Origin of the sequence: Candidatus Accumulibacter sp. ACC012 (assembly GCF_907163155.1) — a bacterium.
Taxonomy (GTDB): Bacteria; Pseudomonadota; Gammaproteobacteria; order Burkholderiales; family Rhodocyclaceae; genus Accumulibacter; species Accumulibacter delftensis.
This window is the reverse complement of the sequence record NZ_CAJQUC010000015.1, coordinates 1-14,229: the sequence shown is the minus strand read 5'-3', so window position 1 is coordinate 14,229 and position 14,229 is coordinate 1. Positions and strand designations below refer to the sequence as shown.

Annotated in this window: 13 protein-coding genes and 1 pseudogene; 8 read left to right on the top strand and 6 right to left on the bottom strand. The window is 62.7% G+C overall.

Features of this window, described 5'->3' with window-relative positions; all coding sequences use genetic code 11:
- Positions 1–38 precede the first annotated feature (38 nt).
- From hemL to thiD, 3 genes are read right to left on the bottom strand one after another with little or no spacing between them, the layout of a single operon-like run.
- On the bottom strand, positions 39–1,319 hold the full coding sequence (hemL, locus tag QZ648_RS15575) for a glutamate-1-semialdehyde 2,1-aminomutase (RefSeq protein WP_169067441.1): 1,281 nt from the start codon (positions 1,317–1,319) through the stop codon (positions 39–41).
- Positions 1,291–1,968, bottom strand: a complete 678-nt coding sequence (gene thiE / locus QZ648_RS15570; protein ID WP_169067479.1) for a thiamine phosphate synthase — start codon at positions 1,966–1,968, stop codon at positions 1,291–1,293. Before thiE ends, hemL begins: the two co-directional genes overlap by 29 nt.
- A 16-nt stretch (positions 1,969–1,984) precedes the next feature.
- Complete coding sequence (gene thiD / locus QZ648_RS15565) at positions 1,985–2,839, bottom strand: bifunctional hydroxymethylpyrimidine kinase/phosphomethylpyrimidine kinase (RefSeq protein WP_169067440.1); 855 nt, start codon at positions 2,837–2,839, stop codon at positions 1,985–1,987.
- 120 nt (positions 2,840–2,959) lie between these two features.
- Between thiD and QZ648_RS15560 the strand changes: the two genes are divergently transcribed.
- The 7 genes and pseudogenes from QZ648_RS15560 to QZ648_RS15530 form a co-directional block, all read left to right on the top strand.
- Positions 2,960–3,148, top strand: coding sequence for a rubredoxin (locus QZ648_RS15560; protein WP_169067439.1), 189 nt, complete (start codon positions 2,960–2,962; stop codon positions 3,146–3,148).
- Positions 3,149–3,238: 90 nt separating this feature from the next.
- Complete coding sequence (locus QZ648_RS15555; protein ID WP_169067438.1) at positions 3,239–3,634, top strand: response regulator; 396 nt, start codon at positions 3,239–3,241, stop codon at positions 3,632–3,634.
- Between the two features lie 14 nt (positions 3,635–3,648).
- A complete protein-coding gene (locus QZ648_RS15550) occupies positions 3,649–4,011 on the top strand; it encodes a response regulator (protein ID WP_169067437.1) in 363 nt (120 codons plus the stop codon).
- A gap of 14 nt (positions 4,012–4,025) precedes the next feature.
- Complete coding sequence (locus tag QZ648_RS15545; protein ID WP_169067436.1) at positions 4,026–4,535, top strand: chemotaxis protein CheW; 510 nt, start codon at positions 4,026–4,028, stop codon at positions 4,533–4,535.
- Positions 4,536–4,606: 71 nt separating this feature from the next.
- Complete coding sequence (locus QZ648_RS15540; protein WP_169067435.1) at positions 4,607–6,778, top strand: methyl-accepting chemotaxis protein; 2,172 nt, start codon at positions 4,607–4,609, stop codon at positions 6,776–6,778.
- A gap of 40 nt (positions 6,779–6,818) precedes the next feature.
- Entirely contained in the window at positions 6,819–11,504 is a 4,686-nt protein-coding gene (locus QZ648_RS15535; protein WP_291997608.1) for an Hpt domain-containing protein, read from the top strand.
- Positions 11,461–12,045 (top strand): annotated as a pseudogene (locus QZ648_RS15530) (chemotaxis protein CheW); the annotation flags it as partial. The gene QZ648_RS15535 and the pseudogene QZ648_RS15530, both read left to right, overlap by 44 nt.
- A gap of 153 nt (positions 12,046–12,198) precedes the next feature.
- Here the strand turns inward: QZ648_RS15530 and QZ648_RS25055 are convergent.
- From QZ648_RS25055 to QZ648_RS25045, 3 genes are read right to left on the bottom strand one after another with little or no spacing between them, the layout of a single operon-like run.
- Entirely contained in the window at positions 12,199–12,435 is a 237-nt protein-coding gene (locus QZ648_RS25055; RefSeq protein WP_366144164.1) for an FAD-binding domain-containing protein, read from the bottom strand.
- Entirely contained in the window at positions 12,330–12,554 is a 225-nt protein-coding gene (locus tag QZ648_RS25050) for an FAD-binding domain-containing protein (protein ID WP_366144163.1), read from the bottom strand. Before QZ648_RS25050 ends, QZ648_RS25055 begins: the two co-directional genes overlap by 106 nt.
- Positions 12,523–12,798: an FAD-binding domain-containing protein gene (locus QZ648_RS25045; protein ID WP_366144162.1), complete on the bottom strand. Its 276-nt coding sequence runs from the start codon at positions 12,796–12,798 to the stop codon at positions 12,523–12,525. The genes QZ648_RS25050 and QZ648_RS25045 overlap by 32 nt, the downstream gene beginning before the upstream one ends.
- A gap of 711 nt (positions 12,799–13,509) precedes the next feature.
- Between QZ648_RS25045 and QZ648_RS25040 the strand changes: the two genes are divergently transcribed.
- A complete protein-coding gene (locus tag QZ648_RS25040; RefSeq protein WP_366144161.1) occupies positions 13,510–13,827 on the top strand; it encodes a hypothetical protein in 318 nt (105 codons plus the stop codon).
- The last annotated feature ends 402 nt before the right edge of the window (positions 13,828–14,229 follow it).

Here is a 14,229-nt window from a genome sequence, read left to right as displayed (position 1 = left end):
CTGCCCACGCTGCACCAGGCGGCCAAACACCATCCCCATCACCAGGCCTTGAACAGCGCTTCGGCAGCAGCGACAGTCGCCGCAATATCGGCCTCCTCATGCGCTGCCGAAACGAAACCGGCTTCGTAAGCGGCGGGAGCGAAGTAGTGGCCGGCGTCGAGCATACCGTGAAAGAAGCGGTTGAAGGCATGCACATCGCAACTCATCACTTCGGCGTAGGTCTGCGGACACTCGGAACGGAAGTAGAGTCCGAACATGCCGCCCACTGCCTGCGCTGAAAACGGGACGCCGTTTTTGGCTGCCGCAGCTCGCAAGCCATCGGTCAGCTGCCGGGTACGCTGCGTCAATTGCTCGTAGAAACCGCTCGCGCGGACGCGCTTCAGAGTCGCCAGGCCCGCCGCCACAGCCACCGGATTTCCGGACAGGGTGCCCGCCTGATAGACCGGACCAAGGGGCGCCACCTGGGCCATGATTTCCCGACGACCGCCGAAGGCACCCACCGGCAGGCCACCGCCGATCACTTTGCCAAGCGTGGTCAGGTCCGGCGTGATGCCGTACAGCCCCTGCGCGCCCTTGAGGCCGACCCGGAAACCGGTCATCACCTCGTCGAAAATCAGCACTGCGCCGTGCTCGCTGCACAAGTTGCGCATCGTCTGCAGAAATTCCGGCCGCGGCATGACCAGGTTCATGTTTCCGGCGACCGCTTCGACGATTACCGCCGCGATCTTCGCGCCGTGCTCGGCAAACGCCGCTTCGAGCCCGGCGCTATCGTTGTAGTCGAGAACCAGGGTTTGCCGGGCAAGGTCAGCAGGCACGCCTGCGGAACTCGGATTGCCGAGCGTCAGCATCCCCGAACCGGCCTTGACCAGCAGACTGTCGGAATGGCCGTGGTAGCAGCCCTCGAACTTGATCAGCAGGTCACGCCCGGTATGGCCGCGCGCCAGGCGGATGGCGCTCATCGTTGCCTCGGTCCCGGAACTGACCAGGCGCACCATTTCCAGCGAAGGCAGCAACTCACACAACAGATCGGCCATATCGACCTCACTTTCGGTCGGCGCGCCGAAAGACAGCCCGCGCAGCGTCGCTTCCTGAACCGCCGCCAGCACGCCCGCATGCGCGTGCCCGAGAATCAACGGCCCCCAGGAGCCGACATAGTCGATGTAGCGCTGACCGTCGGCATCGGTGACATGGGCGCCGGAGCCGGCAACGAAGAAGCGCGGCGTCCCGCCGACCGAACGAAAAGCACGCACCGGCGAGTTCACGCCACCCGGTATGTGCTTCTGGGCACGCTCAAAGAGTTGTTGATTTTGGGAGATCAAGAGCATTTTCCTCGAATAGTTGTTGATAAGCGGCGGCGCGCGACGCCACGTCGGGGGCCTCGAAGAGATCACTGATCACCGCCAGCAGATCGGCACCGGCAGCCAGCAGCGGCGCGGCATTCTCGACGGTTATACCGCCAATGGCACAGGCCGGCAGCTGCAATTCGGCGCAACAGCGAGTAATCAGCGACGGCGAGGCACGCACCGCCAGCGGCTTGCTGGACGAGGGGTGCATGGCGCCAAAGGCCAGGTAGTCCGCGCCAGCCGCCGCGGCAGCGCGGGCGCGCTCGAAGTCGTTGTAGCACGAAGCGCCGAGCAGACGAGCGCCGCCAAGCGCCTCGCGCGCGGCCGACAGCTGGCCATCGGCGGCGCCCAGGTGCAGCCCGTCGGCGCCTACCGCCAGCGCCAGCGCCAGGTCGTCGTTGATCAGCAAACGGGCGCCGAACTGCCGGCAAAGCACGAGCAAAGCGCGCGCGGTCTCCGCCCGGCGAGCCGCGTCACCGCCCTTGTCGCGATACTGGACAAAGGCCGCGCCGCCCTGCAAGGCCTCCCGAACCCGCTCCAGCAGGACGGTCGCGGCCAGGCAATCAGGGGTGATCGCGTAGAGGCCGCGCAGCGGCTGCTGGGGATCCTGCTTCCGTTGCTGCATGAGCGAGCAAATCGTGTCAGACAAGGAGAGCTCCGCTGCCAGCGCGCAAGCGGAAGAAGCGATCCGGCAGGTACTGGCCCATGCCCGCACGAAAACCGGCCGCCAGTGCTTGCCAGGTGTACGCCTGCGCCGCCTGCACCGCCTCGCTCACCGGCAGGCCACTGGCGAGATGAGCGGCTATCGCCGAGGCCAGCGTACAACCCGAACCGTGATAGCTGCCGGGCAGGCGGTCCCAGACGTCGCTGCGCAACAGCCCGCTCTCGCGGCCGTAGAGGCTATTGACAACGCGTGGCGTATTGTCATGCGTTCCAGTCAATAACACGTACTGGCAACCGAAGGAAAGCAAGCGCTGCGCGCAGTCATCTAGGGCCCGGGGCGCATCCATGCCCTCCCCTTCTTCCGCCTCGTCAGCGAGGCGACGCGCTTCCAGCGAATTCGGCGTCAGGATCGTGGTCCGCGGCAGCAAGACCTCGCGCAGCGTGGCAATCATTTCGTCATCGGCCAGTTCGTCGCCGCGCCCGGAGGCCAGTACCGGGTCGAGAACCACCGGCACATGCGGGTAATCGGCGAGAATTTCGGCGATGACGTGCATGTTCTCGGCACTGCCCAGGAGTCCGATCTTGAACGCTGCTACCGGCATGTCCTCCAGCAGGGTTCGCGCCTGACGTTCGACCCAGTCGGCAGCGATGGCGAAAATACTGGCGACTCCGAGGGAGTCCTGAACCGTCAACGCCGTGATTACCGATAAAGCGTGACAGCCGAGCGCCGAGGCAGTCATCAGGTCGGCCTGCAAGCCGGCGCCGCCAGAGGGGTCGCTGGCCGCGAAACTCAACACGATCGGTGGCGGCATGTGCACAGGATAGGTGGTCATCAATAAGCAACCGCGGTAAGCGAAGATTTTCTGTCGAAAAGAAAACCTTGGCAGCAAGAGAGGGGTTTGGCTAGAATCTACGGGTTTTTCGCCGATTCTAACCGAAAACTGACGGTAGCCATGAACACAGCAAACGACCACCACTACCTCACCTGGATGTGCCTCACCTGCGGCTTCATTTATGACGAAGCAGCCGGCCTGCCCGACGAAGGCCTCGCCCCTGGCACTCGCTGGCAGGATGTTCCCATCAACTGGACATGTCCAGAGTGCGGTGCGCGCAAGGAAGACTTCGAAATGGTCGAGATTTGAAGACAATGCGTTATAGTAATGTCAGCAGGAGATGACGTCCGAACAGCGACGTCCTCAAGATAAAAACCTGACGCACCCTGGAGGAGACAATTGGCTGAAGCGGCAAGCCTGCGCGGCGTCAAGGTCATGGTCATTGACGACAGCAATACCATACGCCGTAGCGCGGAAATTTTCCTTGTCCAGGCCGGCTGCCGGGTGCTGCTGGCAGAGGACGGTTTCGATGCCTTGGCAAAAATCGCGGACCATCAGCCAGAAGTCATTTTCTGTGACATCGTAATGCCACGACTCGACGGCTACCAGACCTGTGCGCTGATCAAGAAGAACCAGCGTTTCCGCTCCACGCCAGTGATCATGCTGTCATCGAAGGATGGCTTGTTCGACCGTGCGCGCGGCCGCATGGTCGGCTCGGACCAGTATCTGACCAAGCCATTCACCAAAGACAGCCTCCTGCAAGCGGTCGCCACTTTTGCACCGCCGTCAGCCTGAGGAAGCCCAACGCCATGACCATCAAGAAAATTCTCGTCGTTGACGATTCGCCTACCGAGCGCCATGTCATGAAAGCACTACTGACCAGCAGCGGTTATGAGGTCATTACCGCCAACAGTGGCGAAGAGGGAATCGCCAAGGCGAAAAGCGAATTGCCGGACCTGATCCTGATGGACGTGGTCATGCCAGGCCTGAATGGCTACCAGGCAACCCGCACCTTGACACGTGACGAGGCGACTCGCAACATCCCCGTCATCGTGTGCACCACCAAAGGGCAGGAAACCGACAAGATCTGGGGCTTGCGCCAGGGCGCGCAGGATTACCTGGTCAAACCCGTCAACGGCCCCGAGCTGCTGGCCAAAATTGCAGCACTCTGACTGCCAGCAAGCGCATGACCAAAAAGATCAGCCTGCACGATTTTCAGTCTTACCTGGCGGCACGGCTCGCCGGCATGGGCAATCAGAGTTCCGCCGGCTTGTTGGGTATTCAGGCGGGTTCGGACTACTGGCTCCTGGACCTGACCGACTCCGGCGAAATCGTTCCGCTGACCCCGCTGACGAGCGTTCCCTTGACCCAGCCGTGGTTCGCCGGCGTCGCCAATATCCGCGGCAACCTCTACTCGGCAGTCGATCTGTCAGCCTTTCTTGGCAAGGAAGCGACGCCGCAGAATGCGAGTTCGCGCCTGTTGTTGATCGGCACCCGCCACGGCAGCAACGCCGCCTTGCTGGTCACGCGCATGATCGGCCTACGTAACGTCGAAGCCTTGCACCTCGAAGCGTCCGATCCGGCAGCGCCGGCCTGGGCACAGGAGTCATACAGCGACAACGAAGGGCGGCGCTGGAAGAAACTCAAGGTGCGGGAACTGCTGGCCGACGAGGCGTTCATGGACATTGGCGTGTGAGCCACATCCATGAATAAACTCCTCGGCTACCATCAGTAACACCGTAGCCACCGTGTAACCGGAGAAGCAATATGACGTTGAAGTCCAAGCTGCCGAGTTTCTTGTCCGGTACGACAGACCCGGCCGGCGAGACCCTGGATGCTCGCACGGTGATGGATGCACACCAGCCGACGAGCGGCGATCAAGGGAAGACCCCATTTCCGCTGCCTGTCCTCGGCCGCTACCCGGTTGCCAAACAACTACAAATTCTTGGCGGCACGCTGCTGCTGGTGATGCTGATCATTGCTGCCGTGGTTTATCGTGACGACCGACAGTCAACCTACGGCACCGCCTACATCGCCACTGCCGCTGACATGGGCATGCTCTCGCAGCGACTGGCCAAGGCATCCAGCCTGGCTTTGCTTGGCGATGCGGCGGCTTTCAAGCAACTCAGGGATTCGCGCGACAGTTTCGTGACCAGCCTCGACCGACTGATCAATGGTGGCGAACTGGGCGCTACACTGGTGCCCGCATCGCCGGCAAGCGTGCACCCGCAGTTGCTGTTCCTGACCGAGGCCTGGAAGAAGACCGACACCAATGCCGGCCGCCTGCTGGAGATGGAGAAAAACCTGATCTCGCTCGGCAAGGACGTCGCCTCGATCAACGACAAGAACCCGCAACTCCTCGACCGCTCGGAGCAGATCGCCGCACTCAAGCTGCAGAACAGTGCCGGCATCCGCGACATAGCCGTCGCCAACCAGCTGGTGATGCTTACTCAGAGGATTGCCAAGAACGCCAATGCACTGCTCGTCGGCGACGCCATCGACGCGGAGGTCGCCTTTCTCCTGGGCAAGGACACGAACACCTTTCGTGACCACATCAATGCCTTGAGCAAAGGCAGCGAGGTGCTGCGCATCAGTGCCACCACCGACGCCGATACCAAGCAGAAGCTCGGCGAACTCGATACCAGTTTCAGCGAATACCGGACTGCCGTTGGCGGCATTCTCGGCAATCTGCAGCGCCTGGTAATTGCCAAGCAGGCAGGTTCGCAGATCTTTCGTGACAGCGAGGAGCTGCTTCATGCCACTGAGCAGCTGGCCCAGGCTTACCAAGCCAACGTCATGAAGCGCACCGGTTACGGCTTCGCTCTCGCCGGCCTGATCGTGCTTGCCATCGGCCTGCTGTTCCTGTTGGCTAGGAGCTATCTTACGGAGAGCAAGCGACAGGCGGAGACCGCCGAACGCAGCCGCCAGGAAACCGAGGCGGTGAACCGCCAGAATCAAGGCGCCATCCTGCGCCTGATGAACGAGCTCGGCGACCTCGCCGACGGCGACCTGACAGTCACCGCGACCGTCTCCGAGGACATCACCGGCGCCATCGCCGACTCCATCAACTACACCATTGAAGAGCTGCGCGTCCTCGTCGGCCGCATCAACGATGCTGCCAGCCGCGTCACCGACGCCACCGGAATGGCGCAACAGACCTCTGCCGAGCTGCTCGCCGCTGCCGAGCGGCAGACCACCGAAATCAAATCGGCCGGTCAGTCGGTGCTGAGCATGTCAACGTCAATGACCAACGTCTCCGGCGATGCCAAGCAGTCGGCTACCGTCGCCCGGCAGTCCTTGGCGGCGGCCGCCAAAGGCACCAAGGCGGTCGAGGACTCGATCAAGGGAATGAACAAGATCCGCGACCAGATCCAGGAAACCTCGAAGCGGATCAAGCGTCTCGGCGAGTCGTCCCAGGAAATCGGTGAAATCGTCGAACTGATCTCGGACATCACCGAGCAGACCAACGTCCTGGCGCTCAACGCCGCCATCCAGGCGGCCTCCGCTGGTGAAGCCGGGCGCGGCTTCACGGTCGTTGCCGAAGAGGTGCAGCGCCTCGCCGAACGTTCGGGCGAAGCGACCAAGCAGATAGGTGCGATCGTCAGGACCATTCAGACCGACACTCAGGACACCGTCTCGGCGATGGAGGAATCGACCCGCGGCGTGGTCGACGGCGCCCGACTGTCGGACGCCGCAGGTCAGGCCCTGGCCAAGATCGGTGAAGTTTCGAGCGAGCTCACGGCCTTGATCGAAACCATCGCCGGCGCCACCCGTCAGCAATCGGAATTGGCCACCAAAGTGGCCCGCAAAATGCAGGACATCCTGCTGGTCACCGGGCAAACGACGGCCGGCACACAAAAAACTGCGACGGCAATTGGCGAGCTGGCCGGTCTGGCGACAGAACTGAAAGGCTCGGTTGCCGGTTTCAAAGTTACTTGAACGCCCGCGGCTATAGACTGGAGTGGAGAACCCTTCCCGGATGAATGCCCAGACGGACTTCGATATCGGCCCGCTGACCTGGGTCAAGAGCGAGATCGACCTCGCGCTGGAGCGTGCCGACAAGGCACTGCATGAGCTTGCGGCAAGCGTGGCCGTCGCCAACGCCGACCTCGGCCAGGTCAGATTCTGTCGTACCCACCTGCACCAGGTGCAGGGCGCGCTGACCATCGTCGGTCTCGACGGCGTCACCCAGTTTACGGAAGCGCTGGAGGCCCTCCTCGAGGCGGTCGAACGTCAGGAGCAGCCGTGCAGCGCAACCCACATCGAGCTGGCACGACGCGCAATGGCCAGCCTTCGTCACTACCTCGATGACCTGATCGGCGGCCAGCCAAACCAAGCCCTTCGCCTGCTACCCGTGTATCGAGAACTGCAGGCGGCGCGCGGACAAGAACGTGTTCTGGCGACCGATCTCTTCTTCCCCGACCTGCGCGTACGCCCCCCCCGTCGTAACGGCAGTAGCCCGAAAATTGGCGGCGGCGAGTTTCACAGTCGCCTGCGGCAGCAGCGCGCTTACTTCCAGCGCGGCCTGCTGTCGTGGTTGCGTGCGCCGCAGAGCGGTGCCGGGGTGCCGGAAATGCTCAACGCCGTCAAACGCATCGATGCCCTCCAGGAACTACCCTCCGCCCGTGCTTTCTGGTGGGTAGCCACCGCCTTCCTGACCGCGCTGGCCGAACGGGCGCTGCCAGCGGATGCCGATGCCAGGCAACTGTGCACGCGCATCGACCTGCAGATTCGGCGACTGCTCGAAGGTTCGAGCAATGTCGCCGAACGTCTGATGCGCGACGCGCTGTATCTGGTCGGCAACGCGGTCAGCAAGCAGCGCGCCGTCAACCGCGTCCAGGAAGCCTACCAGTTGGCCGCGCTGCTGCCCGGTGCGGCGCCCGAAACAGCGGTCGCTGAGGAATCCGTCCGCCGTCGCTTGCGTGAAGCGATCGCCGGCACAGAAGAGTCCTGGAACAAGTTTTGTGCCGGCAGCACGCAGGCACTGCCGACGTTCCGCAGCAACGCCACGGCCTTGGCCGCGGTGGTCGAAGAACTTGGCCAGGCCGACTTTTGCCGCCTGGTTCAGGCCATCGGAGAGGTGGCCGAATTCCTGCTCAAGGCGCCGATAAAGCACAGCGAAGCGCTGGCCATGGAAACGGCTACGGCCATCCTGCTGGCGCTGAATGCGCAGGGAAACATCCAGTACCTGGACGGCAGCTTCACGCACCAGGTCAATGTAATGGTCGATCGGATTCATGGCTGCCTTTCCGGAAAGCCACTGTCACCGGAATCGGAACTGCCATCACTCGACGAAATGTCTCGCCAGGCGCAGGAAAAGCTGCTGATCAGCCAGGTGGCCCGGGAGATCCAGAACAACCTGACGCACGTCGAACAGGTACTCGACGGTTTCTTCCGGGACGTCGACAAAGGCGCCGATCTTGAAGGCCTGGAAACGCCGATGCGACAGGTCATCGGTGCGCTGACCATGATGCGCCACGAGACGGCGGTTGTGGTGCTGAAAAAGTGCGCCGCCGACATCAAGGCTTTCTCCGCAGCAGACTATGTGCCGCTGGAGACCGACTTCGAGCAACTGGCGGAGAAACTGTCGCTGCTTGGCTTTTTCGTCGACGCCCTGCAGCACGGTGCGACGGACTTCGATGCCTTCGTCAGAAAGATGGAGTCCAGCACTGGCCGCGAGGTACTCGTCGAGGAACCCGCAGCGACGGTCGAAAAGGAACTCGAGCAGCAAAAACTCGACGCGCACGCCTTGCTGCAAGCGCTCAAGGAACAACCAGACGATGCCCAGCTGCGCAAGCAAGTCGCCAAACATCTCGCGGCCCTGCAAAAAGACAGCGATCTAGTAGGCGACAAGGACGGCGGACCACAGATCAAGCAACTGCTGTCGGTGCTGGCCGCCGCTGGCGACGCCGGCGCTCAGCTCGACGCGACAATGGCCGCGCTCAAGCCGCAAACCACCGAGACACCACTCCCCTCGGCTGAAACGATCCAGCTCTCACAGGCCACTAACGAGGAGTTAGACGCCGAAATCCTGGAAATTTTCCTTGCCGAGGCGGAAGAGGTACTGGCCAGCATCGACCACAACTTCCAGTTGCTGAAGACGCAGCCGCACGAGACGGCGTTGCTGACCGCCATCCGCCGTGCAGTGCATACACTCAAAGGCAGTGGCCGGATGGTTGGACTCAGGGATTTCGGTGAAGCGGCGTGGTCGGTCGAACAGGTTCTCAACCTGTGGCTGCGCCAGGAGCACGAAGTCACGCCAGCGCTCGTCGACCTACTCGGCCAGGGCTACAGCGTCTTTGTCATCTGGGTCGAACATCTGAAGACCGGCAAGGTTCAGGCGCCCGATGCCACGGCAATGATGGCCCTGGCCGCGTCGCTGCTGCGCGCCAGCGAGGACAGCAGCGCCATCGAAACGCCTTTGCCGGAAGCAGCGGCAGAACCCAATGATCGCGCCGGCGATGAACGCAGCCTACGCCAGAGGCTGACCATCACCTCGGCGCTCGCCGAGATTTTCAACGAAGAGGCGGGAGCTCACCTGGCAACGCTGCAGCATGAGTTCACGGTTCTCGAAAGCGACCCACTGGCACCCACCACGCACGAGATGTACCGTGCCGCTCATACGCTGGCCGGCATCGCCGGAACGGTAGGTATCGAGCCAGTGAATCACCTGAGCATGGCCCTCGAACACGCCGTGTCGCGGCGCAACCAGGCGGCCAATCCGGATAGTGTCGGAGCGCTGGAAACGATCCGTCAGGCAATCGCCGGGCTGGCCTTGATGCTGACGGACGTCGCCGGCTTCCACGAGCCCGAAGCAGCACCGGTACTGATTGATGCGCTTGCAGCGCTGTACCTGGAGCTGTCCGTCGAAAAACGGGCAGCGCTTGCCGAGGAGGGAGGCGACGCCGGCAGCGGAGACAGCGAAGGCGGTGAAACCAGCGCCGCAGCCCTGGATGGCGAAGTACTGGAGGTCCACGAGCGGGTATCAGCAACGGCCGGACCACAGCTGGCGCCGGTCACGGCAACGCAACCGTCAGCGGCAGCGCTGAGCGGAAGCGGACTCGAGGTCCCGGAAATGCAGGATGAGCTCGACGAGCAGCTCCTGCCGCTATTTCTGGAAGAGGCGCTCGATCTCACCCAGAGCATTGCCACGCAATTGCGCGCCTGGCGCAGCAAGCCTTCCGACAGCGATGCCCTGCGGCGTCTGGCGCGCCTGTTCCACACCCTCAAGGGTAGCGCACGCATGGCCGGCGCGATGAACCTTGGCGAGCTGACGCATGCCATCGAAACGCGCATGGCGGAAGCGCAGCAGGCGGAAAATTCGCCGCTCGAACTGATCGACGACATCGACAACGCTTTCGACGTCATCGTCCAGATTGTCGAACGGCTGCAACGTGGCGAGCTCGGCGACGCCCCGGTCGACGTCCCCGACGAGGCCGTCGGAAAAATTGCCTCGGACGCCGAGTTGGCGTGGACGGCTGCCGACCACGATGCGCCTGCGGAAGCGCCCGAGCAACAGCAGGAAGGCGAAAGCGATGGCGGCGAACAGCGTGCCTTGCTGCGCGTGCGCGCCGACCTGATCGATCGCCTGGTCAATGAAGCCGGCGAACTCTCGATTGCGCGGTCGCGGATCGAAGGCGAAATGCGGGCCATCAAAGGCTCCCTGCTCGACCTCACCGAAAACGTGATCCGTCTGCGCCGGCAATTGCGGGATATCGAACTGCAGGCCGAATTGCAGATGCAGTCACGCACTGCGCTGGCCGATGAACGCCGCCCGATCGATTTCGACCCGCTCGAATTCGACCGCTTCACGCGTTTTCAGGAACTGACCCGGATGATGGCCGAATCGGTCAACGACGTCGCCACCGTGCAACAGAATCTGTTGAAAAACCTCGACGACGCCAATGCGGCCATCCTCGCACAATCGCGTCTGAACCGCGAACTCCAGCAAGAGCTGATGTCGGTGCGCATGGTGCCATTCAGCAGTATTGCCGATCGCCTGTACCGAATTGTCCGCCAGGCCGGCAAGGAACTCGGCAAGCGCGCCAATCTGGAAATCAGTGGTGGCCAGTTGCAGCTCGACCGCACGGTCCTCGACAAGATGCTGGCGCCGCTCGAACACATGCTGCGCAACGCCATCGCCCACGGCCTTGAAAATACGCCGCAGCGTCTGGCCAAGGGCAAGCCGGAAATCGGCGAACTGTCTCTGAAGCTGACGCAGGAAGGAAACGAGGTCATTGTCGCCTTTGCCGATGACGGCGCCGGACTCGACCTGCAGCGCTTGCGCGAGCGCGGCCTGGCCGCTGGCCTGCTCAACGAGGAGCAGGCCGCGGACGAAGCGCAGATCGTGGAGATGATCTTTGCACCAGGCATCTCGACGGCCAGCGGCATCTCGCGCCTGGCCGGGCGCGGCATCGGCATGGATGTCTTGAAGAGTGCCGTCGTCAGCCTTGGCGGCCGCATTGAAGTCCTGTCCACGCCCGACCAGGGGACGACCTTCCGCCTTTATCTGCCACTGACGCTGGCGGTCACCAAGGCCTTGCTGGTGCGCTCCGGCCAGCGCGAGTATGCAATTCCGGCGGCAATGATCGAGCAGGTACTCGACCTCAGGGAAAAGGGGGTTGACACGTATTCGCGAGGCCAATGCCGCGCTGTGGAGCGGTAATCCCTATCCCTTCCACTATCTGCCACACCTCCTCGGCGAGCCACAAGCGCTGCCCGAACGGCATAGCCAGTACTGGGTCCTGCTGCTGCGCAGCGGCACCCGCCGCGTAGCGCTACAAGTCGACGAAGTACTGGGCAATCAGGAAGTGGTGGTCAAGAATATCGGACCACAGCTGGCGCGGGTCATCGGCGTGTCGGGAGCGACGGTGCTTGGCAATGGCCAGGTGCTACTGATCCTGAATCCGGTTGCGCTGGCCAGTCGCCCGCGTACGGCGATCCCCGTTTCGCCGCTACCGACGCTACGCCATGCGGCGAGTACCGGCAGTGTCGCCGCCACCCTGCCGACGGTGATGATCGTCGACGACTCGCTGACCGTGCGCAAGATCAGCAGCCGCCTGCTGGCCCGTGAAGGCTACCAGGTGATGACCGCCAAGGATGGCGTCGATGCCCTCGAACAACTGGTGGCGATCGTCCCCGATGTGCTGCTGGTGGACATCGAAATGCCACGCATGGACGGCTTCGAGTTGACGCGCAACGTGCGTGCCGACGAGCGCTTGCGGGGCGTCCCGATTGTCATGATCACCTCGCGGACGGCCGAAAAAGCACCCGTCACTACGCCTTCGAACTGGGCGTCAATCACTACCTGGGCAAGCCTTATCAGGAAGAGGAGCTGCTGCGCCTGGTGGCCGCACACGTCAGGGAGCAGCGAGGCCCTTGACGACCGCGTAGCGCTGCAGGGTCAACTGCCTGGCCTGCTGATGGTCTACCAGCGGTGCCGGCGTATCGCGTCCGACACGCACTCCGCAAGCAACCTGCTCAGACAGGCTCATCCGCCATGGCGCGTGGATGAAGCGGTCGGGGACGGCAGCCAGTTCCGGCAGGTAGCGGCGAATGAACTTGCCGGCGGGGTCAAAGCGCTCCGACTGCAGCACTGGATTGAAGATCCGGAAATAGGTTGTGCATCGCAGCCACTCGAGGCCGCCCATTGCCAGCCGCCGTTGTTGGCGGCGAGATCGAAATCATTCAGCTGGGCGGCAAAAATAAGCCTCACCGCGCCGCCAGTCGACACCCAAATCCTTGCTCAGAAATGAAGCGGTCAGCATGCGCAGGCGATTGTGCATGTAGCCCGTGCCATTGAGCTGGCGCATCGCGGCATCGACTAGCGGATAGCCGGTACGGCCGGCGCACCAGGCGGCGAAGGCCTGCTCGGCAGGCGGCCCTTGCTCCAGGTGATGGCCTCGTAGGCCGGTTTGAATGCACGCTCGGCAAACCTGCGGGAAGCGATCGAGAATCATTGAAGTAGAAGTCGCGCCAGACAAGCTCCGAAAGCCAGGTCGCAGCGCCCTCATGGCCGGGCCGCAAGGCGCCCGCGGCAATCGCTTCGGCGACCAGCTCGCGAATCGAGAGGGTCCCGAAACGCAGGTGGACCGAGAGGTAGGACACCCCTTTCACAGCCGGAAAGTCGCGCTGCTGCCGGTAGCCAGAAATTCGCCCGAGAAAATCGGCCAGCAATTGCCGCGCGCCCGACATCCCCGAACAAAGCCCAAGGCGCGCAGGTCGGTGGCGGCAAAACCGAGTTCCGCCAACGCAGGCAGCCGCTGCACATTGGACGGCCTGACCAAGGTCGCACCCCGCCCTCGCAGGGGCCTGCACGTCGTCCTAGGTTCAGCGCTCAGCAGGCTTTGGTAGGGGTAAACACGTAAACGGTCGCCAGCCTGGGCGTAGACTTCGTCGCGTCAAAGCACCGTCTGGTCCTTGAAAGACTCGAAGGCCGATACCAACGGCGTTCAAGGCAGCGCTTACCGCGGCATCGCGGCGTTGTTGCGGCTCGTAATCACGATTGGCAAAAACCGCGGCGACGCCGAGCTCGCCAAGACAGCCGGGGCCCTGGGGAATTACTCCTCAACAGACCCAGCCCAGCATGGAGTTACAGCAAGCCGCAGCGAGCCGGCGCAGAGCGGCGTCGAGCCTCAAGCAAGATTCACGAATAAACGACGCGTCGGTCGGTGCGCTTTGACCAAGGGAAGGGAATCGAGAATTTCGCGACGAAGAGAAACGCGGCACTGGACGCGCCTTCCCTGACCGAGGGCTTCGCCAAGCGCAACGTGATCAATGTTCCGCAGCTCGCGCCGGAACAAGACCAGAATGGAATCGAGCATGGATACCTTGTGTCCGCCGCCGCCGCCCGAGATTCAAAAAGACATGAAAAGCATCAACTCACCGACAATTTTCTCACTTGCCATGCCGGCCATGGCAGTAGAAGTATTTGCCAGGACCTTGTTCACATTGCCGAAACAATGCGCGTGGAGCGCTGGGTGTTGTGATCGTAAATCGGACCGATGACATGAGTTGGGAAACGCGTTCGAAAATCGACGTCCCGTATGGCGAGCGAAGGCTTGCCAGATGCCGGTCTTTTAGGGTGGCCGGTACAGGACCCGATCGGGGCTTCGTCCTGCACCCGACCGCTCGCAAGGGCAATCGACGCTTGGGTGATCAACGAGCAGGTCGGCATCACCAGTTCGCGCGCAACATACTGCAACCCCGGTCGCCACGAGAAAGCAACGCAGGAATGTGATGGTCCCCCTGGCTACTCCGGCGGGTCGACCGGCCAAGCTCGAACACGATATCGGCCCAGAACGGCCTGGCATGACCGTCGCTGCCGAGTGACGATTTAGTTCGACTTGCCTACGAGGAACGCCTTGCTCGGCACTGGACTGTTGTGGGGT

Bases quoted from the DNA above. Each gene is read 5' to 3' on its own strand.
- thiE (WP_169067479.1), bottom strand. From the start codon at position 1,968: ATGCAGCAACGGAAGCAGGATCCCCAGCAGCCGCTGCGCGGCCTCTAC.
- thiD (WP_169067440.1), bottom strand. From the start codon at position 2,839: ATGACCACCTATCCTGTGCACATGCCGCCACCGATCGTGTTGAGTTTC.
- QZ648_RS15560 (WP_169067439.1), top strand. From the start codon at position 2,960: ATGAACACAGCAAACGACCACCACTACCTCACCTGGATGTGCCTCACC.
- QZ648_RS15550 (WP_169067437.1), top strand. From the start codon at position 3,649: ATGACCATCAAGAAAATTCTCGTCGTTGACGATTCGCCTACCGAGCGC.
- QZ648_RS15545 (WP_169067436.1), top strand. From the start codon at position 4,026: ATGACCAAAAAGATCAGCCTGCACGATTTTCAGTCTTACCTGGCGGCA.
- QZ648_RS15540 (WP_169067435.1), top strand. From the start codon at position 4,607: ATGACGTTGAAGTCCAAGCTGCCGAGTTTCTTGTCCGGTACGACAGAC.
- QZ648_RS15535 (WP_291997608.1), top strand. From the start codon at position 6,819: ATGAATGCCCAGACGGACTTCGATATCGGCCCGCTGACCTGGGTCAAG.
- QZ648_RS25045 (WP_366144162.1), bottom strand. From the start codon at position 12,798: ATGATTCTCGATCGCTTCCCGCAGGTTTGCCGAGCGTGCATTCAAACC.